21 protein-coding genes are annotated in these 19,527 nt (G+C 63.6%); 9 read left to right on the top strand and 12 right to left on the bottom strand.

Features of this window, described 5'->3' with window-relative positions:
* Window positions 1–8 precede the first annotated feature (8 nt).
* Window positions 9–2,519 (bottom strand): hypothetical protein, encoded by a 2,511-nt coding sequence (locus tag Q0949_RS08695; protein WP_299370594.1) that lies wholly within the window; start codon window positions 2,517–2,519, stop codon window positions 9–11.
* 170 nt (window positions 2,520–2,689) lie between these two features.
* On the opposite strand from Q0949_RS08695, the gene Q0949_RS08690 reads away from it, so the two are divergent.
* Complete coding sequence (locus tag Q0949_RS08690) at window positions 2,690–3,364, top strand: SIMPL domain-containing protein (RefSeq protein ID WP_299370592.1); 675 nt, start codon at window positions 2,690–2,692, stop codon at window positions 3,362–3,364.
* Window positions 3,365–3,376: 12 nt separating this feature from the next.
* On the opposite strand, the gene Q0949_RS08685 is transcribed toward Q0949_RS08690, so the two are convergent.
* Window positions 3,377–4,669 (bottom strand): O-acetylhomoserine aminocarboxypropyltransferase/cysteine synthase family protein, encoded by a 1,293-nt coding sequence (locus Q0949_RS08685; protein ID WP_299370590.1) that lies wholly within the window; start codon window positions 4,667–4,669, stop codon window positions 3,377–3,379.
* Window positions 4,670–4,835: 166 nt separating this feature from the next.
* Here Q0949_RS08685 and Q0949_RS08680 point away from each other — a divergent pair, with 166 nt between their 5' ends.
* Window positions 4,836–5,426 carry a hypothetical protein gene (locus tag Q0949_RS08680; protein ID WP_299370588.1) on the top strand — a complete coding sequence of 197 codons (591 nt, stop codon included), beginning with the start codon at window positions 4,836–4,838 and terminating at the stop codon, window positions 5,424–5,426.
* On the opposite strand, the gene Q0949_RS08675 is transcribed toward Q0949_RS08680, so the two are convergent.
* From Q0949_RS08675 to Q0949_RS08650, 6 genes are all read right to left on the bottom strand, one after another.
* The gene (locus tag Q0949_RS08675) at window positions 5,427–5,855 is read right to left on the bottom strand and encodes a hypothetical protein (RefSeq protein WP_299370586.1); all 429 of its coding nucleotides are present in this window, start codon (window positions 5,853–5,855) and stop codon (window positions 5,427–5,429) included.
* A 118-nt stretch (window positions 5,856–5,973) separates the two neighbouring features.
* Complete coding sequence (locus Q0949_RS08670; RefSeq protein ID WP_299370584.1) at window positions 5,974–6,981, bottom strand: hypothetical protein; 1,008 nt, start codon at window positions 6,979–6,981, stop codon at window positions 5,974–5,976.
* An 87-nt stretch (window positions 6,982–7,068) separates the two neighbouring features.
* Window positions 7,069–7,332, bottom strand: a complete 264-nt coding sequence (locus Q0949_RS08665) for a hypothetical protein (protein ID WP_299370582.1) — start codon at window positions 7,330–7,332, stop codon at window positions 7,069–7,071.
* On the bottom strand, window positions 7,329–8,084 hold the full coding sequence (locus Q0949_RS08660) for a hypothetical protein (RefSeq protein WP_299370580.1): 756 nt from the start codon (window positions 8,082–8,084) through the stop codon (window positions 7,329–7,331). Before Q0949_RS08660 ends, Q0949_RS08665 begins: the two co-directional genes overlap by 4 nt.
* Window positions 8,081–9,145 (bottom strand): Rieske 2Fe-2S domain-containing protein, encoded by a 1,065-nt coding sequence (locus tag Q0949_RS08655; RefSeq protein ID WP_299370578.1) that lies wholly within the window; start codon window positions 9,143–9,145, stop codon window positions 8,081–8,083. Before Q0949_RS08655 ends, Q0949_RS08660 begins: the two co-directional genes overlap by 4 nt.
* Window positions 9,142–9,513 (bottom strand): hypothetical protein, encoded by a 372-nt coding sequence (locus tag Q0949_RS08650; RefSeq protein ID WP_299370576.1) that lies wholly within the window; start codon window positions 9,511–9,513, stop codon window positions 9,142–9,144. The genes Q0949_RS08655 and Q0949_RS08650 overlap by 4 nt, the downstream gene beginning before the upstream one ends.
* 248 nt (window positions 9,514–9,761) lie before the next feature.
* On the opposite strand from Q0949_RS08650, the gene Q0949_RS08645 reads away from it, so the two are divergent.
* The 7 genes from Q0949_RS08645 to Q0949_RS08615 all read left to right on the top strand — a co-directional run bounded on the left by Q0949_RS08645 (window position 9,762) and on the right by Q0949_RS08615 (window position 16,343).
* Window positions 9,762–10,727 carry a glycine betaine ABC transporter substrate-binding protein gene (locus Q0949_RS08645; protein WP_299370574.1) on the top strand — a complete coding sequence of 322 codons (966 nt, stop codon included), beginning with the start codon at window positions 9,762–9,764 and terminating at the stop codon, window positions 10,725–10,727.
* Window positions 10,728–10,823: 96 nt separating this feature from the next.
* Window positions 10,824–11,858, top strand: a complete 1,035-nt coding sequence (locus Q0949_RS08640; protein ID WP_299370572.1) for an ABC transporter permease subunit — start codon at window positions 10,824–10,826, stop codon at window positions 11,856–11,858.
* A gap of 1 nt (window position 11,859) precedes the next feature.
* Complete coding sequence (locus Q0949_RS08635) at window positions 11,860–12,900, top strand: betaine/proline/choline family ABC transporter ATP-binding protein (RefSeq protein WP_299370570.1); 1,041 nt, start codon at window positions 11,860–11,862, stop codon at window positions 12,898–12,900.
* A gap of 324 nt (window positions 12,901–13,224) precedes the next feature.
* Window positions 13,225–13,380: a light-harvesting antenna LH1, beta subunit gene (gene pufB / locus Q0949_RS08630; RefSeq protein WP_299370568.1), complete on the top strand. Its 156-nt coding sequence runs from the start codon at window positions 13,225–13,227 to the stop codon at window positions 13,378–13,380.
* A 12-nt stretch (window positions 13,381–13,392) separates the two neighbouring features.
* Complete coding sequence (locus Q0949_RS08625; protein ID WP_299370566.1) at window positions 13,393–13,740, top strand: light-harvesting protein; 348 nt, start codon at window positions 13,393–13,395, stop codon at window positions 13,738–13,740.
* A gap of 102 nt (window positions 13,741–13,842) precedes the next feature.
* Window positions 13,843–15,300 carry a PucC family protein gene (locus Q0949_RS08620; protein WP_299370564.1) on the top strand — a complete coding sequence of 486 codons (1,458 nt, stop codon included), beginning with the start codon at window positions 13,843–13,845 and terminating at the stop codon, window positions 15,298–15,300.
* Window positions 15,297–16,343, top strand: coding sequence for a PucR family transcriptional regulator (locus tag Q0949_RS08615; protein WP_299370562.1), 1,047 nt, complete (start codon window positions 15,297–15,299; stop codon window positions 16,341–16,343). Before Q0949_RS08620 ends, Q0949_RS08615 begins: the two co-directional genes overlap by 4 nt.
* 3 nt (window positions 16,344–16,346) lie before the next feature.
* Here the strand turns inward: Q0949_RS08615 and Q0949_RS08610 are convergent, their stop codons facing one another.
* From Q0949_RS08610 to Q0949_RS08595, 4 genes are all read right to left on the bottom strand, one after another.
* Window positions 16,347–16,880, bottom strand: coding sequence for a TetR/AcrR family transcriptional regulator (locus Q0949_RS08610; protein ID WP_299370560.1), 534 nt, complete (start codon window positions 16,878–16,880; stop codon window positions 16,347–16,349).
* A gap of 76 nt (window positions 16,881–16,956) precedes the next feature.
* Window positions 16,957–18,039, bottom strand: a complete 1,083-nt coding sequence (locus tag Q0949_RS08605) for an FAD-dependent oxidoreductase (RefSeq protein ID WP_299370558.1) — start codon at window positions 18,037–18,039, stop codon at window positions 16,957–16,959.
* A 3-nt stretch (window positions 18,040–18,042) separates the two neighbouring features.
* Window positions 18,043–18,711 (bottom strand): cupin domain-containing protein, encoded by a 669-nt coding sequence (locus Q0949_RS08600; protein ID WP_299370556.1) that lies wholly within the window; start codon window positions 18,709–18,711, stop codon window positions 18,043–18,045.
* Window positions 18,712–18,745: 34 nt separating this feature from the next.
* Window positions 18,746–19,366 carry a glutathione S-transferase gene (locus Q0949_RS08595; RefSeq protein WP_299370554.1) on the bottom strand — a complete coding sequence of 207 codons (621 nt, stop codon included), beginning with the start codon at window positions 19,364–19,366 and terminating at the stop codon, window positions 18,746–18,748.
* Window positions 19,367–19,527: the final 161 nt, after the last annotated feature.

Raw genomic sequence — 19,527 nt, 5'->3', positions numbered from 1 at the left:
CGCAGGTGTCAGCCGCTTGGCATTTTCAGCACGACATTGCGGCTGCCCTTCTGGTAGCGCAATTCGGCGTCACCGATGGCGGACACGCGCCCGCCGTCAAAGCGGTCGCCGACCTTGACCTTTTGGTAGCGTCCGTTGGACAGGCGCACCAGCGCACGGCGGTTGGACGGCGTGCCGTAGACGCCGATCAGATTGACGCGGTTGAGGTTGATGGCATTGCGTACCGTGGCCTGGCGAGTGACCGAGGCCACCGAGGGGATCGCCGGCGTGACCGCCCGCGGCGCGACAGCAGCAGTGCGGGTTTCTCTGGGCTGTGCTGCGCGCTGGGCGCGGGCGACGATGCGGTCAAAGTTACGCGGCCGGGTTGCCGGGCGCAGCATCGGGGCGGTGGCCAGAACCGTGGGTTCGGGCGTGTCGGCCTCGTCGGCGGCCGGTTCGGCGGCAATCACCTCGATCTCTTGCGGGGCAGCGGGGCGCAGGCGCGGGCGGAAACCGGCCAGTTCGCTGCGTGACAGCCCGCCCAGTGTCGCGCGCTCATTCTGTTCCACCAGATCGGCGGGCCGGGGGCGCGGGCGTACCTGTGCGACCAGCGGATTGACCTCGGGCGCTTGCTCCAGCCGGGCGGGAATGACCGGCGGGATCACCGGCGGACGGCCCAGAAACACTGTGAACCCATCCGGGCTGAGCGCGCCTTGGGCGGTAGGCACGATGCGTCCGTCAGCGCCAGTGTCAAAGGCGGTTCCGGCAGCGACTGGAGACGTCACCACTGCCAGTTGCCGGTCGGTCAGGAAAGACCCGACCTCGGGCATGGCGATGGCGTCGAGCGCGGGGCTGATCGGGTCAATGCCGGTGACGTAGAGATCCTCGATTTCGACAATTGCGACGGGTTCCGGTGTTTCGGGTGCCTTGGGCCAGATGCCTGTGACGGCATAGCGTGCTTCGAGCGCTTCGGCGTCCAGTTCTTCGGGGGCGACGGGATCGGGCTGGGGATCGCGCAAGGCGTCAAGCACCGCCGCGTCCTCGGCGGAGAGCCCCTCGGTGATGCTGTCGTTGAGGGCTGCAACGACCACGCCGTCCGCGGCTGCCTCGTCGGGGGCAAGCGCGGTGGTTGCGCCAACCTCGTCGGCCAGCGACTTGGCGGTATCGTCGGGCAATGTGGAGGCCAGCGTGCGTTCGCGGCCCGGAAAGAGTTTCGCAAGCCCGTCATCAAGAAAGACGGACGCCCAGGCCGCCACACCTGCGAGAAAGACCAGCAGGACCGCCGTGAGGATCAGGCCGAGGAAGCGCGGTTTGCCGCCCACCGCAGTTTCGCCCCGCGCACCAAAGACCGTCATGCGTTCGGTTTCGATGTCCGCAGGCTTGGGTGGCTCCACCGCTTTGCGCGCGGCCTTGGCCACCGGGCCGGGGGCTTGTGGCTTGCGCCGGGACAGGAAACCGGCCTTGCGCGGCGCGGCGGCCGGCTCGGGTGCGGGCTGTGGCGCGGGGTCGGCGACGGGTGCGGGCACCGGACGCAATGTCTTGGCCACGGCGGCGGGTATGGGGGGCACAGCGGCAGGCTTTGGCGTTGCGGGGGCGGGTGGTATCCGCGTGACGCCACCAAGCTTTGCCGGTGCCGGGGTTGAAGTGGGATCCTGTCGCCTGCGGGTTGCAAAGCCAAGCAAAGCAGGCGTTTCTTCCGGCTCCGGCTCCGGCTCCGGCTCCGGCTCCGGCTCCGGCTCCGGCTCCGGCTCCGGCTCCGGCTCCGGCTTGGACGCTGAGACGGGCGCTTTTGGCAGGTCGGCTGTTTCGGCGTCGGCGGGTGCGTCGTCGCCCGTTTCGGGCTGCGTCTCGGCTTTGGGGGCCGGGTCATCACTTTCAATCGGTGCGGAGGGCGTTGGCGTTTCCGGCGGCCCCTTGGGGGTCTCTGGCGAGGCTTCGGCCACGGGGGTGGCAGGCGTTGCAGCAGTCGTGGCAGCCTTTGCGGGCTCGGGCGGTTTGCCGATGACGACCACGCGCACACCTTCGCGTTCGACAACGGCCCCCTTGGGCAGAATCTTTTGTGACGCAGCAGTCGGGCCGAAATAGGGCTCGCCCAGAAAGCCGGCATCCTCGGGTGCGGCGACAAAGCTGATGGGCTTCATCGCGTTTTCGACGGCAAAGGCCTCGGCCTCGGCGAGCGTTTCGCGGGCGACGGCGGCCACATGGGTCGTGGCGCCGTCCTGCGAGACGTCAAAGATCAGGTCCGCAACCGCATAGGGCGTCGCGCCGTCAAGGGCGATGCGCGCAGCGTCACGGCGGGCTTGGATGTCGACATCACCGGTGTCGATGCTCAGGTATTTTATCTGATCGTCGGGGATGATCAGCTTGGTGGTGAACCGGTCCGCGTCTAAGCGGCGGCCTGCCTTACGCAAGGCGCGCAGCGCGCCGGGCAGGTCGGGCGACGACACCGGCACCTCGCCCACCAGATGCCAACCCCCGGCTGCGCGATGCAGCAGGCGGATCCCGTCGAACGACAAGGAGAGGGCGAAATTTGGCTTCATACTGGGCCTTTAGCAATTCCCGGCGGCCGAGTGAATGCCGCGCGTGTCGCGGGCCAAGATAAAGCAGGACTTTGCCCATGCAAGCAAAAGCAAGCCGAACCGGTTGAGTTGTCGCAGCCAAGTGCGTCACATGCGGATGCGCATGGCGCACAAATCGAGTGGAGAGCCGTATGAAAACGTGGGTGATGAGTTGTATCTGGGCCGTGGTCCTGAGCGTGGGTGCATGGGCGTCCGAGGGCGCGCGGACCGTGTCGGTCGTGGGCGAGGGGCAGGTGGCGCTTGTGCCGGACATGGCCATCCTGTCGCTGGGCGTGACGCACGAGGATGCCTCGGCGAAGGCCGCGATGGACCGGGTGAGCGGTGATGTGCGCGCATTGATGGCGGTGCTGGAAGAGGCGGGGATTGCTGCGCGGGACGTGCAGACTGAGCAGTTGAGCGTGCAGCCCGTGTGGGACAATGCACCCGGTGCGCGCAAGATTACCGGCTATGCCGCGCGCAACAGCCTGTCGGTACGGGTGCGGGCGCTGGAGAGCCTGGGCGCGGTGCTGGATGCGGCGCTGAACGCAGGGTCGAACGCCTTTGGCGGGCTGCGGTTCCAGGTGCAGGACAGTTCCGCCGCCGAAGCCGCGGCGCGGGCCGCGGCTGTTGAGGACGCCACCCGCCGGGCGCGGCAGATGACGGACGCGGCAGGCGTGACACTGGGTCCGATTGTGACGATGAGTGAACAGGGCGGCGGTGGGCGGCCCGAGATGTTCGCCGCGGCGCGGTCCGCCGATATGCCGGTGGCCGCCGGAGAGGTTGTGGTGACCGCGCGCGTCGCGATCACCTTTGACTTGCTGCCCTGAGGGGGAGCCAGATCAGCTGACGGCTTTGGACAGCGCCTGATCCAGATCGGCGATCAGGTCGTTGACGTCCTCGGTGCCGATGGAGACGCGCACGACCTCGGGCGCGGCCCCGGCGGCGCGCTGCTGGTCCACTGTCAACTGGCGGTGCGTGGTCGACGCCGAGTGGATGATCAACGACCGCGCATCGCCGAGGTTGGCCACATGGCTGAAGATTTCCAGCGCGTTCACCAGCTTGACGCAGGCGTCATAGCCGCCCTTGACCGCAAAGGTGAAGAGACCGCTGGCCCCGCGCGGGCAGATCTTGGCCACGCGGTCGTAATAGGGCGAGCTTTCCAGTCCGGCATAGGTCACATAGTCGACGCGGTCATCCGCCTCGAGCCACTGGGCAATCTTGGTGGCGTTTTCGACGTGGCGGTCCATGCGCAGCGAAAGGGTTTCGATGCCCATCAGCGTGTAATGCGCGGCCTGCGGGTTCATCGTCATGCCCAGATCGCGCAAGCCGATGGCGATGCCGTGGAAGGTAAAGGCCAGCGGGCCGAACGTCTCGTGGAACTTGAGCCCGTGATAGGCCTGTTCGGGGGCCGACAGGGACGGGAACTTGTCATTGGCGGACCAGTCGAATTTGCCGGAGTCCACGACGCAGCCCCCGGTGACGGTGCCATTGCCGGTGAGGTATTTGGTGGTCGAGTGCACCACCAGCGTCGCGCCATGTTCGATGGGGCGGCAGAGGTACGGCGTGGCTGTTGTGTTATCCACGATCAGCGGGATTTCCGCGGCATCCGCGATGGCCGCAATGGCGTCCAGATCGGTGATGTAACCGCCGGGGTTGGCGATGGATTCGCAGAACACGGCCCGGGTGTTGTCGTCGATGGCCGCTTTGATCGCATCGAGGTCGTCAAAGTCGACAAAGGTCGCCTCCCAGCCAAAGCGTTTGATGGTCTGGCTGAACTGCGTGACGGTGCCGCCATAAAGGCGCGTGGACACCACCACGTTGAGCCCCGGTGCCATTAGCGGAAAGAGCGCCATGATCTGGGCCGCGTGACCCGATGAACAGCAGACGCCACCCACGCCCCCTTCGAGCGTAGCGACGCGTTCCTGAAGCACGGCCACGGTCGGATTGGTCAGGCGGGAGTAGATATAGCCCACCTCTTGCAGGTTGAAGAGTGCGGCGGCGTGCTCGGCATCGCGAAAGACATAGGCGGTGGACTGGTAGATCGGCGTCTGACGCGACCCGGTGGCCGGATCAGGGCGTGCGCCCGCGTGGATCTGTAGGGTATCGAAACCGTATTTGGGGCCGTCGTTCATGTCGTTCATCCTTTGCCGGGCAAGTGTTGGCCTATCGATAGGCAAAGGGGGCTATGGGGGCAAGCTTGGTTGTGACAAGTTTATCTACATATAAATCATATATGTTGACAGGAATCATACTCATCATATATGAATCTCTCAGATACAGTCTTGAGGAGCCAAAAACATGGCCGAAGCAAAAACACTGACCAAAGAAAAAGAAACACCCGCACAGGCGCGCGGCAAACGCGCGGCCAAGCTGGAGAAGCTGAAACAGGCCGACACCATCAACTTTGCCGTTGATCCCGCCGTGCGGGCCTATCTGGCGCAGGCGGCCAAGTCCGAAGGGCTGGACCTGTCGCACATGATGCAAAAGATCGTCGAGGCCTATGTGATCGACACCGCGCCTGCGGATCTGGCGCTGGCCAAACGGCTGGCGGCCAAGCGGCAGGTCATCGACAGCGTGCAGGCGACCGCAGCCAAGATGGATGCCGATGGTGCCTTTGACGAACATTTCATCCTGAACGTGGTGAATACTGCCGCCAAGGATGCCGATTTTGCCGCCGCCTACGAGACCGCGACCGCGGCAGAGGGCGAGGGTGACAAGGCCCAGACACGCGCGCGCCGGGTGCGCACCGCGCTGAACCAGCAGATGGGCCGCGTGATCAAGCGGACCGTGGGGGCCAAGAGCATGCGCAAGGACGGCGGCGGCATCGAACGCGGCACCGCGACTGACGCGCTGATCGCGACCTATACGCGGCTGGTCAAACCGGCCTGATCAGGCGGTCCTGGCCAGGGGAAGCTGTGCGTTCAGATCGGGAAAGGCCTGGACGGTATAGTCCACCATCTCGATCACGGGCGCAGGCATCCCGTCGGCCTGAAAGAACACGTATCGCACCTGGCTCGTTCTGAGGCAGGTGCCTTTTGCGTCCAGGTGATCCCATTCCACCCACATGTTGGCATAGCCGCGGATCATGATCCCCTGGGCCACGATGCGTGGCACGATTCTGTCCACGCCCGCGACGATGCTGGCATCTCGATAGAGCGCCAGCGCTTCGGCCAGTGTCGCGGTGGATCCAAACACAACCATGCCGCCACACGCATAAAACGGCATCGGGTAGGCAAAGCTGTCTGCGATGTCGTCCAGTCGACCGGCGCGGAATGCGTCGGCCAATTGCTGGAGAAACTGTTGGGGGCAACAGGGCATGGCGGCTCTCTGGGCTGGACTGAACGGGTTGATTTTTACGTAAGCACGGTGTGCGTCCGTGTCATCGGCTGGGATAGGACCCACGCCGCATAGCCGCTATGCGACGCCGCGTCATAGGCTAGCGCATCCAGAATCCATTGGATTTGATGCGGTTGCGGATCGCCTGTTCGCGTCGGGGCATGTCATCCTGATCGAACAGCGCCCGGACCTTGGCGCCGCGGCCCTGAAACACCATGCGCTTGATCGGGTCATAGCCCTTGAGCACCTTCTTGACCTTGTTGGGGGCGGCGATCTCTTCCAATGTGGCGATCACCGCCTCGCTTTCGCGGGCATAGAGCAGCGGCAGCAGGCGGTAGTGGCAACTGACCGGACCGTCGAGGTGGTCGTGCACGGCGCTGTCGCGGCCTCCGCCCAGGGCGTGGATGACCAAGGGCAGGGCCACCTGGTCCAGCCACGGGTCGAGCGATTGGCAGACAAGTGCTGCGGGCGCGTCGTCGCGGATGGCCAGTGCGTATTCCAGGAACTTGGCCCCGAACACATGCGGGCAAGCGCCAAAGAAGAAACCGGCGTTGAAATACAGGTATCTCTGCCAATATTCATCGGGTTCGGACAGATCGAGGCTGCTGTCAAAGTCCAGCCCGAACTTGTCATAAAGCGATTTCCAGATCTCAGTATAGCCTGGTCCGTAGAGTTCCAGCTGTGGCCAGGTGCCTTCGCGCCGCAGGGATGCGGTCGGGTAGGCAAAGTCAAAGGGCACCGCTGCCAGATCGCCGGTAATCAGCGTATCGCTGTCAAAGAACACGAAGGGGGTGTCCGCGGGCAGGGCGCTCAGCATCTCGATCTTGTTGCCGTAGGGATAGACCTCGCCAAAGTGCTGGCTGTCAAAGGGCACAATCTCTGCCCCCATGGAGACCAGCGCGTCGCGCACGTCGCCGTCGATGCGGGGATCCTTGGACCAGAGCGGGCCGGGCTGGGGCTCGGCGATGAGCACGCGGCCTGCAAAGCCCGGGCTCTTTTCACGCAAGGACGCGACGAACAGCATTGCCTCGTAACCAAGGCGGCCGGCCTGTCCGACGAGGGCCACGTTGAACGGTGGCGGTGTTTTCGCTTTGGTCTTGCGTGCCATATGTCTGCTCTGTGCCCGTGTTGGGTCTCTTTTGCTCAGGCGGGAGTATAGAGTGCTTCACCCCGGCACAAAAGACCCCGCTTTGCGCTACTCCGGCGGTGGGTTCAGAAGATCATAGAGTTTTTGCAAAAGCGTTAGCACAAGAAATACGCCAACCGCCCAGATCAGCAGCTCGAACGGGGCCAGATCGGTGCCACGCACCCATTGGCCGACCAGCCCGCCCTGCGGTCGCAACGCCTCGATCCCGAAGAGGCCGTCGCGCGACCACAGGCGGAAGTCCCAGAAGCGCGATACGTAAAACAGCACTGCCGCCACGGTTGCCGCGATTGCCAGCCACAGGATGCGTTTCATTCGGTCACCTCGATCGTGTCGGTGTCGATTTCCCAGACCAGCAGATCGCCGCGCTTGGTGATCTCGCCTTCGGCGGTGATGAACTGGGCCACGTAGTCATAGGCCGCGCGCGGCAGGCGGGTGCCGCCCGGTCCGGTGATCAGCAGGAATTCCGAGCCCAGCACAGGTTGGGTCGACACGAAGATCGGCGGCACGTCACCCAGCAGGCAGAGGTTGGCGCAGGCCTTGTGGGCCAGCCCGCGTCCGGGCCGCATGGCCCCGGCAAGGCACTTGCCGTCACAGATCTCGCCGCTGAGTTGCCAGCGCCCCTGTGGCTCGGTGGGGATTTCGGGCACGTCCCCTTCGGCCGCGCGCAGCCCGTTGCGGCCCCCGCGCAGCTGCATCATGTAAAGATCGCCCCGTTCCAACACGATACCGGACACTTGCGCCAACTGGCCATTGAGCGGCATCGCGCGGCTGTCGACGCCGGATTTGCCCGCCGCCGTCATCATGAAGCTGTCGCCGGGCATGATCCGGTCGTTGCCCTCGACCACGTGCAGCACTGGATAGGGGGTCATTTCGATCACGCCGGTGACGGTCTGGCGGCCATAGTCAAAGCGGAAGGCACCGGGGCCCGGATCATCCTGGGCGGCCCCCATCAGATATCCTGCGGTCCCGAGGCCCGCAATCAGCAGCACGCAGGCCGCCAGCAGGAACATCCGGAGCGGGCCGGGGGCGGGCAGGTAGCCTACGAAGAACGGTTTCTCGCTCATGCGGTCACTCCTTCGCTGGAGGGGGGCGTCGGGATCGGCACCGGTTCGACATAGGTGCCGGGCGGGTTGGCGTCGGGGTGGACCTCGACCATGTCGCCTTCGATCCGGACGCGGTAGGTGGGCACCATTTCGGTGAAGGGCGCAGGCGAGCGGCCGGACCGCACATCGTATTGAAAGCCGTGCCAGGGGCAGGTGACGAGGCAGTCGATGATCTTGCCCTCGCCAAGGGGGCCGTTCTGGTGCGCGCAGGCGTTCGAGATCGCGCTCAGCTTGCCCTCCATCAGGTAGACGGCCACGCGGTCGCCATTGGCCAGTTTGGCGATCTTGGCATAACCGTCGCGAAAGGCGCCCACCGGGGCGACCTTGGCCCAGGCGCCGTCCTTGGCCGCCGCCTCGCCGCGTTCGGACAGCCATGCCGCGATGTGCAGCACGATGACCGCCGCGGCGCCGAGCATGAAGACCACGGTGAACAGGTGGTTCTGCTGGTCTTGCAGGATGCCGAGGCTGACATGGGCGGCGACGGAGAAATAGGCGGCATAGATCAGGTAGTGCAGACGTTTCCAGACCGGCGGAGTCAGGAACTTGAGCCAGAAGTCATGGGATGTCGCGGCCAGGATCAGCAGGCAGACCAGCGCAAAGATACCAAAGATTTCAAAGGGAAAGCCTGCGATCTGGCCAAAGCTGGAATTGGCATAGAGGAGGCCCACATATTTGTCGGAGCTGGAGAAATTGAAGTACCAATTCAGGATGTAACCCGCATGGGTGATCGCCACAAACGCGGTCATCACGCCGAAATGGCGGCGATTGTACAAAAGCGGCAGGAAGCGTTTGTCCAGCCGCGCGGCGGGGCCGATGCACAGGATCACCGTGAGCATCACGAAGGCGCAGGCCCCGAAGGCGCGGGCGTTGTGAATCTGGGGATTGATCGCGCGGTCGTGGTTGAGGACCTCTGGCGTCACATAGAGAAAGACCCACAGGAATGCCGCCACCCCGGCCAGCATCACCGCGTCATAGATCCACTTGTTGCGGTTCCATTGGACAGGCGTGTATTTTACGCTCATTGCGATGCCCCTTTGGTCAATTGCACAGGGGCAATGCCTGCGGGCCATGTCTGGCGCACGCTGAGCCCGGTGAACACGATGACGACGATCCCGATGCTCATCAGGCAGACGGCCAGCCCATAGGGCGCGCGCACGGCGCGATACCGCGCGGCCCAGGCCGCCCGTTCGGATTCAATCTGCCACCAGCGCCACAGGATGATGGGCCAGATCAGCAACACCGCCGGGATCAGGAGCGGACGAAAGGCATAGGCGCCGCGGGCATCCTCGTCGATCCGGTCGATTCCAATGGTCAGGAACACCGCCGCGACCAGCGCGCCGACGATCCCCCATGTCTGCATCCCCATGACAAGGGCCTGAGCCACATCCATATCGCACCTTCCGCGTATCTTGGTCGTTCCGAGTTCGCCGGACCCTAACAAGGGCAACGTGGCGGACCCAAGGGCAAAATCACGAATTCGGCATCGGAGGCGAAATTGTGATCACTCAACGGGTTGGCCCGTCGAAATTCCGGCCCACGGTGGGGGCCGTGCGAAATTGGACTGTAACCCTGACCACGATTGGGTCTATCACTTTGCACATCTTCTGCGAAACTTTCGCCAGAACAGGGAGAATAGAAATGAAGAAACTCGCTTTTGCTGCCACATTGATGATGGGCACCAGTGCCGCGTCGCTTGCGGCCGCTGACTGTGGCGCCGTGTCGATCACCGAAATGGACTGGGCGTCGGCCGCCGTTGTGACCAACGTGGCCAAGTTCCTGATGGAACAGGGCTATGGCTGTACCGTAACCGTGGTGCCGACAACGACAGTGCCTGCGATGGCTTCGGTCGCCGAAACCGGAGAGCCGGACATTCTGACCGAGCTCTGGACCAGCTATACCGAAGTCTACGAAGAGCTGCGGTCCGAGGGCAAGCTGGTGGAGATGTCCAAGGTGCTGTCCGATGGCGGTGTCGAGGCGTGGTGGATCCCCGATTATCTGGCGGACGCCCATCCCGAGCTGAAGACGCTGGACGGGATCAAGGCCAACCCGCAACTGGTCGGTGGCCGGTTCCACGATTGCCCGTCGGGCTGGGGCTGTGACATCACCAACCACAACAACTTCAAGGCCGCAGGGCTGGCCGATGCGGGCGTCGAACGGTTCCAGCATGGATCAGGCGAGACACTGGCCACGGCGATTGCCGCCGCCTACGAGGCCAAGGAGCCGTGGTTCGGCTATTACTGGGCGCCCACATCCGTGTTGGGCAAATACCCGATGGTGCAGGTCGAAATGCCCGCCTATGACGCGGATACGCACACCTGCAACGGGCTCGAGGACTGTGCCACACCCGGTCTGTCCTCCTATCCGGTGTCCAATGTCGTGACGGCGGCCACCAGTACTTTTGTGGATCGCGAGCCCGAGGCGGCGGCACTGATGCAGAACCTGACGTTCACCAACGCGCAAATGGGCGAAGTACTGGCGTGGCAAGAGGCCAACGAGGCCTCGAACGAAGAAGCGGCTGTGTATTTCCTGACGACCTACAAGGACGTCTGGGGCAGCTGGCTGAACGATGATGCCCGCGGCAAGCTGGCGGCGTTGCTGAAGTAACGGCACAGGCAAGACACGCACCGGCGCAAACGTGCCGGTGCGACACCCCCGTCTGACCGGGGGCAGGACCAAGGGGCGGTTTCGGGGACACGCGGCATGGCACAATATGATGGCCTTTTTGATGGGATGGGCCTGCGCACATGGTGCGATGCGGACAAGGAAGACGCGCCCATGTCGATGGCGCAACTCTTGGCGCAAAGCGGGACGTCGGATGCCGCCGACGAGAGCGCAGGCTTGCCGTTCCCGTCGCTCGACGCGCTGCACGAAGCCTGTGCGGCCGTGCCGCAGACCCGCGATCTGACCGCCGGGATCGAGGCGGGGTTCCTGGCCATCCGGTCCGAGTTGAAATTCGTGCTGGACCCGATCACGCAACCGCTCAGCTGGATGCTGGACGGCGCGCTGTGGGTGTTTGAAAGCGCGCCGTGGTGGGCGATGATTCCGGCGCTTTTGCTGCTGACATGGTGGGTGAGCCGGTCGCGTTCGGTCACCGGGTTTGTCGCGGTCGTGCTGTTGTTCTTTGGCCTGATCGACCACTACGAGGTCGCGATGCAGACCCTGGCCATCGTGTTCGTCTGCACTGGTCTTTCGGTGCTGCTGGGTGTGCCGATCGGCATTGGCATGTCGAAATCCGACACCGCGCAACGGACGATCGTGCCGATCCTCGACCTGCTCCAGACCTTGCCGACATTCGTGTATCTGATCCCGCTGATCTTTCTGTTCTCGGTCACGGAATCCAAGCTTTATGGCATCGCCATCATCCTCTACGCCATCGTGCCAGTGATCCGGCTGACCGATCTGGGCATCCGCCTTGTGGACCGGGACGTGATCGAGGCCGCCAATGCCTTTGGCCTGACCGCGTGGCAAAAGCTGGCGCGGGTGGAACTGCCGCTGGCCTTGCCGAACATTATGGCCGGTGTGAACCAGACGATCATGATGAGCCTTGCCATGGTGGTGATCGCCTCGCTGGTCTCGGCGCCGGGCCTGGGCGTTCTGGTGCTGCGCGGCATTCGCAACCTGGAACTGGGGGTGGGGATCGTTGCGGGCCTTGGCATCGTGCTGCTGGCGGTGATCCTGGACCGGGTGTCCAAGGCCGCGCTGGCCCGCGTCGACCGTCAACGCAAGGACGCCTGAGATGACACCCAAAGTCTCCATTCGTGGCCTGTACAAGATCTTTGGCCCCAATCACGTCGCCATGGTTGACCGGGTACGGGGCGGCATGGACAAGGCCACGCTGCTGGACCAGCACGGCCATGTTCTGGGCCTGCGCGACATCAATGTCGACATGCAGCCCGGAGAGATCACGGTGATCATGGGCTTGTCCGGGTCGGGCAAATCGACGCTGATCCGCCACCTCAATCGGCTGATCGATCCGTCGGCGGGCGAAATCCTCGTCGATGGCGAGGACGTCATGCACCTTGGCACTTCCGCCTTGCGCGGCCTGCGGCAGAAACAGATGTCGATGGTGTTCCAGAAATTCGCGTTGTTGCCGCACAAATCCGTTCTGGAGAACGCGCAGTTGCCGCTGAGCGTGCAGGGGGCGTCAGCCGAGCTGCAGGCATCCGAAGGACGCAAATGGTTGGCACGCGTGGGGCTGGAAGGGTTCGAGGATCATTATCCCTCGCAACTGTCCGGCGGGATGCAGCAGCGGGTGGGCATTGCACGCGCGCTGACAGCCAACACCGACATCATGCTGATGGACGAGGCGTTTTCTGCCCTTGATCCTCTGATCCGCACGGACATGCAGAACCTGCTGCTTGAGCTGCAAAAGGAACTGCACAAGACCATCGTGTTCATCACCCACGATCTGGACGAAGCGCTGAAGCTGGCCGACCACCTCGTGATCCTCAAGGATGGCGCGGTGGTTCAGCAGGGCGAGCCGCAGGGTATCCTGTTGAACCCATGCGACCCCTACATCGAGGACTTTGTCAGCGACATCAACCGCGCGCGCGTGCTGCGTGTGCGGTCTGTCATGCGCCCGCTTGGTGAGGCCACCTATGACAGCGACATCACGGCCAACAGCACGCTTGAGGATCTGATCGCCCGGTCGGGCGGCGACACAAGCCGCATTTACCGCGTTGTCGAAGATGGCACGCCCGTGGGGCAGTTGGAGATGACCGACCTGTTCAAGGCACTGGTTCCGCGTGTATCCGAAAGCCGCCAATCCGTACGCTGAGGGCGCGGCACGTTCGATTCGAACATCTGCGTTTGCGTGTAAAGATACCTCATGGCGCAACCCTGGCGGGATCCTGCCGCGAGGCAGATTGGTACGTTTTTTCCCTTACTGCATTGAAAACAGACGGGCATGGGTCGGAAAGCCACGGAGGGCGGCTGTTTTTGTGTAATTTTAATTAGACACTTTGCATTGTCATTAATTTATGACACGTTCGGGCATGGTCCGAGTGTGCGTGTCGCGACCAGGGAGCTGCGCGGCAGCACCACGTCTCCTGGTCGGGGGCCGTCGTCGCACTTCAATCGAAGCAGACTTGGAGGAACATTTATGTCCGACGATCCCGATAAGGTATGGCCAACCGGTCTTACCCTTCACGAAGCCGAAGAGGTGCACAGCTATCTGATCGATGGCACACGCGTCTTTGGTGCAATTGCCCTGATCGCACACATGCTGGTCGCGGCGTCCACACCCTGGCTCGGATAAAGGAGGCACGTTATGAATAATGCAAAAATGTGGCTCGTTGTCCCGCCTGCCGTTGGTGTCCCGGTCTTTCTGGGTGCTGTCGCGGTAGGATCGTTCTCGGTGCACGTGGCTGTGCTGAGCAACACGTCCTGGGTGGCTGATTTCCTGTCCGGCGTCGAGCTTGGAACAGGTGACGCGCAAGCGGCGGCAGACATGCTGAAAACCGACAATGTGGCGCAAGCATCCTATGTGGTGCCCAATGCCGACGGCGGCCAGCAGGTTCTGGTCATCATGCCGGACGGCACAACACAATCGGCGGTCTTGCAGCCCAACGTTGTGCAAGCCAGCGCGGCTCCTTTGCCTGCGATTGTTGAACAGTGACGCGTGGTCCCTCGTCGGTTTCGGCGAGGGACCCGCGACCTGACCGCCGGTCTGTTGGGGCCGGACGGTTGGGATGATACCGAATAACACGGCGGGACAGCTATGTTCGACTACCGCACATTTGCCTTGCGCAAACTGGTTTCGATCGCGCCGCGCTACCTGCCGTTTGCAGACGTGGCGACGGATGACGTGCCGCTGTCGCGCCTTTTGCGTCTTTCGCTGTTTCAAGTCACCGTTGGCATGGCCATCGTGCTGCTGGTCGGCACGCTCAACCGCGTGATGATCGTGGAACTTGCGGTACCGGCGACGCTGGTGGCCGTCATGCTGGCGCTGCCGGTTGTGTTTGCGCCGCTGCGCATGCTGGTGGGGTTCAAGTCCGATACCCATGTCTCCGCGCTCGGGCTGCGGCGGGTGCCCTATATCTGGAAGGGCACTCTGTATCAGTTTGGCGGCTTTGCCATCATGCCCTTCGCGCTTTTGGTCCTTTCGGGCTATGGCGAGGCGGTGGATGCGCCGCGCTGGATGGGGCTGTCTTCTGCGGCGCTGGCATTTTTGCTCGTCGGGGCCGGGGTGCACATGGTGCAGACCGTGGGTCTCGCACTGGCGACCGATCTGGTCAAAGAGGCGGACCAGCCCAAGGTTGTGGGCCTGATGTATGTCATGCTGCTCTTTGGGATGGTGATCAGCGCGCTGGTCTTCGGCGCGCTGCTGACGAACTACACACCGGGTCGGTTGATCCAGGTCATCCAGGGGGCGGCGGTGATCACCGTGTCGCTGAACCTCTTTGCCATGTGGAAACAGGAAGCCCGCGACCGGACGCGCGCACAGCAGATGCAGGTGCGTCCGCGCCCTGCCTTTCGCGAGGCCTATGTCAAATTGCTGGATCAGCCGGGCAAGATGCGCCTGCTGGTGGTGATCGCGCTGGGTACGTTCGGATTTGGCGCAGCGGATGTGCTGCTGGAACCCTATGGGGGGCAGGCGCTGGGCTTTTCCGTGGCGGAGACCACGCGGCTTACGGCTTTGCTGGCCGGTGGCACGCTGATTGGGTTCGGCATCGCATCCCGCGTGCTGGGGCAGGGTGGTACGCCCAATCGTCTGGCCATGATGGGTGCGACCATCGGCATTCCGGGTTTCGCCGCAATCATCCTGTCGGCCTTTGGTGGCGGCGCGCCAATGTTCCTGTTGGGGACGGTGTTGACCGGGCTGGGCGCGGGGCTGTTCGGGCATGCGACACTGACCGCGACAATGCGGTCGGCGGGACCGGATCAGATTGGCCTTGCCCTCGGGACCTGGGGCGCTGTGCAAGCGACGGCGGCCGGCATCGGCGTGGCCCTGGCCGGCATTGTCCGCGACCTGATCGTCGCCGCGCCGGGTGCGGGCAATTTGCCGGCACATGTGCCGTATAATGCGGTTTTTCTCATCGAGATCCTGTTCCTTGCGCTGGCCTGCGCTATCCTTGTTCCATTGGTGCGCAACTCCCGCAGGGCCAAGGCCTTGCAAACTGAAACACAATTGCAGCCCGCATCGGGCCTGCACACAAAAACGGCGGAGGCATCATGACCCAAGTCATCACGCGATATTTCGAGGACGCGTCCAAGGCTTTTGTCGCCAAGCGATCACTGGAAGTCGAAGGGTTTCCGCGCAGCGACCTGAGCGCATTTACGGATGCGGATGACGCCCGCGCGGCACTGGCTGCGGCAGAGGTCGATCCAGGTGCCATCGCCGCCTATGAAAAACGGCTGGCCGACGGTGGGGCCGTATTGCTTGCCAAGGCCACCTACAAACCGCTGGGCGCCGCGCGGCTGACCCGCGAGCTGACCGCGCAGATGGGTGCGGCGGACATGGGCGACGTGGTCGAAGAGGTGTCGGTCAAGACCGTGCCAGGCCCCTCGCTGTCGATCTTTGGCACACATCCGCACATGCTGACGCGCCGTCTGGGCCAGTCGGATGGCAACCATCACATGGCCGATTGGCCGATCCCGCTCATCAGCCGTCGCAAGCCTGTGGATGCCTTTGCCTTTCCGCGCCACGCACGGATGGCCAATTTCCCTATCGGTTTGCTGAGCGACCGCAAGCCCAAGGACAAGTTCGCCTTTCCGCGTCATGCGCGGATGGCCAACTTCCCGATCCCTCTGCTGAGCAAACGCAAGCCCTGGGACGCTTTTGCCTTTCCGCGCCATGCGCGGATGGCGAATTTCCCTATCGGTCTGATCAGCCGCCGCAAGCCCTTTACCGGGACGGTGATCGGACGTCATACGCGGATGGCCGGGTGGCCCTTCCCGCATTTGATCAATGGCAAGATGGGGCAGAATGCGCTAATCCCCGGCGCGCCACGCATGGCGAATTTCCCGATCCCGCTGCTGAGCAAGCGCAAGCCCAAGGACAAGTTCGCCTTTCCGCGGCACGCCCGGATGGCCAATTTCCCGATTTCCCTGATCAGCAAGCGCAAGCCCTTTACCGGCTCTGCCATTCCACGCCACGGGCGTATGGCGAATTTCATCCTGCCGCTGGTCATCAAGCATGGCGAGACGCGCAAGGTCCCCGAAGGCAAGGGCTTCTCGCTGTCGCGTATGCTGGGCCTGCCGACGCTGATCAACCGCTAGGCGTCAGGCCAGTTCGGTGATGTGCCGCTTGGCTTCGTGCAGCGGCGCATCGTCTTCTGTTGCAATTGACAGCACCATGGCGCCCTGCATGGTCGATACGACGATGTTGGGCGTCAGGCGCGTGTCCGCGCCCTCCATCGCAGTTGTGACCCATTTTTTCAGCGTGGCAAAAAACTGCTGCACCTCTTGCCGGGTTTCGGGTGGCAGATGTGTGACCACGGATCCCAGAACCGCACAGAGGCAGGTCGACGTATCCTGCCGGTAGGCCGCGATGTAAACGTCGGCCACACGGGCCAGCAGGTCGCGCCGGGTCATCCCCGCATCATCCGGCGCACCCAGTGACGTCATCATACGTTCCGCATAGCGTTTGGTGACGGCCACGCCCAAATCGGCTTTGGTCGGAAAGTGGTAGTGGACCGAGGCGCTCTTGACGCCGATGGCGGCGGCGATGTCGCGAAAGCTGACGCCATCAAACCCGTTCTTGCGGATTTCCGCCTCGGCAAAGTCGAGGATCTGTTCGGTGCGGGATTTGGTCATAGTTAGCGCCTTGTCATGCAGGACGTACATAGGCAAAGCCGCCCGTCAGTGCCACCTCCGATGCGGTTTGGACAGGTCAGGGCGCGCAGAAGGTCAGGGCGGCGGCCTCTGCCGCGGCAAGCGCCCCTTCGAGGTAGCCGCCGAATTCCGGCGCGACTTCGGTCCCGGCAAACAGAAGGCGACCGCCCCAGAGGTCGGACAGTGCCGCGGGCTTCCCATAGCGCGGGTGCGCAAAGAGGGGCGCTTGGTCCGCATCGGTGGCACAGAACGGATCGGCGGCCCAGTCCTTGATATGGAGCGCGTCCGGCGCCTGCGCTGCGGGTCCGAAGAGGCGACCCAGTTGCGCGCGTATGGCCTGTTCAAGAGCGTGTTGGTTGACGCGTGCGGCGACAGGTAAGCCAATGAACCCGAAGAGCGCGCCAGCGCTGTGATCCGCCGGTGACGCATCGTGGAGTTCGGCCAGCGGGCCACGCTGGCTCATCGCATCACCGGACAGCCCGGCATCGCGCCAGAATGGGGTATCATAGATCGCCACCGCCTTGGCCTGTCCGGCCATCCACGTGGGCACATCTGCCATTACATTTAGCGCGGTGTCGGGCAAGGCCGGGGCAAAACCCAGCGACGCCGCTGCCAGACGCGGCGGTATGGCAAGGGCCACACGGCGCGCGTCGATGTTCCGACCATCGGCGAGCATGACCGAAACGCCCTGCGTCCCGTCTGTCAGCGTGGTGGCCGCCGACCCGGTCAGGATCCGTTCAACGGGCAGTGTCGCGGCCATCCGGTCGATCAGTGCGGCCATGCCGCCGTCGATGCGCCAAGATCCCTGCATCGACGCAAACCCGCGTGCACGCTGCACTCGGCCGCCGTCATCTTCATAGAGGGCGTCGCCCTGCGCCTGCTGCGCGAATGCGATAAGATCCAGGCGTTGGATAAGGTCCAGCATGCGGGGCTGTCCCGGCCAGAACCATGCCGGGCCGAGGTCATAGGCATTGCCGTCGTGTTGCGCGCACTTGATCCGCCCGCCAAGGCGGTCGCGGGCGTCGATCAACAGGTAGTCGACGCCCGCTGCCTGAAGGCGCATGGCGAGGGACAGGCCGGAAAGCCCGCCCCCGACAATCAACAGGTCAGTCTGCATTGCAGCCTGCAGTGCGCTGGCCATGAGTCAGACCTGGGGCGGGACGGCAAAGGGCAGGTGTCCGGTCTTGATCCAGACCTTGGCACCCGCGTCACCCGCCACCGCGTGCAGGGTCTGGCCTTGGGGGAGGCGCAGCCACGACCCCTTGCGCAAGGTATCGCCGCCCTGGGTCATTTCACCGCCAATCATCAGCACTTCGATCCCGCCACCTGCGGTCACATCGAACTGTGCACCTGCGTCGAGGTGGTGATAGGTCACCGTCTCGCGGTCGTCCTCGTGCAGCAGCGCGGTGGCCACACCGTTTTCCGGCGCGCCCAGCTCTTCGGCCATGGTTTTGCGGAACTGGGTCCGGTCGGCCATGTCGAATTGCCAGAGCTTGACGAAGATCGTGCATCCCGGTTCGGATCCCGGCGTGTGCTGCGATGTTGGTGGATTGCGCACATAGGTGCCTTCGGGGAAGTCGCCGTGCTCGTCCTGAAACACACCGTCGAGCACGATGAATTCCTCGCCGCCCGTGTGGGTGTGGGCGGAAAACTGGCTGCCGGGCGCATAGCGGACGATCGTGGTGGCGCGGGCCACCTCGCCGCCGATGCGATCCAGCATCCGCCTGTCCACGCCCGGCATGGGTGAGGCCAGCCAATCGAGCGTGTCGCTGTGCACCAGCACCCGTTCCTCGAAATCTGCATTGAGTTCCATGGGTTTGGGTCCTTTCCTTTGTCGTTGCGCGCCGTCAGGCCGCGATGCTGCGCCGTTCGGACACCTTGGCGCGCCATGCCAGAAGGTGGCCCAGATTGGCGGGGATGTCGATCTTGGCAAAGTCGGCGAAAATCAGCCCTGCATATGTGGTAATGTCCGCCACGGTAAACGCGTCACCCGCGATGTATTCCGAACTGGCCAGAACGCCGTCGAGATAGGCCATGGTCTCAAGTGCCAGCCCGCGCTGTTTCTGGCCCCAGTCAGCGTTCTGATAGGTTTCAAGATCCGGACCCAGCCCGTCGGTGGCGTGGTGAAAATAGGCGGCCACGGCGTTCAAAAGCCCATTCTCGGCGCGGATATTCATCATCGACACAAAGGCGCGTTCGCGCGGTGTGCGGCCCAGCAGGGCAGGGCCATCAAAGGCGCCGTCGATGTACTCGACGATCGCGTTGCACTGCGAAATCCGTGTTCCGTCGCCCAGTTCGAGGCACGGCACGGTCGCATCGGGGTTGATGGCGCGAAAGGCGTCGCTGCGGTGTTCGCCGCCCATGACGTCGACGGGGACAAATTCGACCTGATCTGTGGCCTGCTTTTCCGCAAGCGCGATACGGACGCGGGTGGGGTTCGGAAATCCGGGTGTGTCGTAGACTTTCATGACCATCTCCATTTGGTTTGATTTTATATACCTATCGATAGGTAGGGAAAATGAAAAGAGGGAATCCGCACTGCGCGATGCAGATCACGGGTTTGTCATCTTGGGAAGGTCAGGGTGATCCGGGCGCAGCCGCTGAATCGGGTGGCGCGCGCCGGTTCGGA

The sequence above is a fragment of the uncultured Tateyamaria sp. genome (genome assembly GCF_947487805.1).
Lineage (GTDB): Bacteria > Pseudomonadota > Alphaproteobacteria > Rhodobacterales > Rhodobacteraceae > Tateyamaria.
The sequence above is the reverse complement of the archived record's forward strand: the minus strand, read 5'-3'. Positions and strand labels throughout refer to the sequence as shown.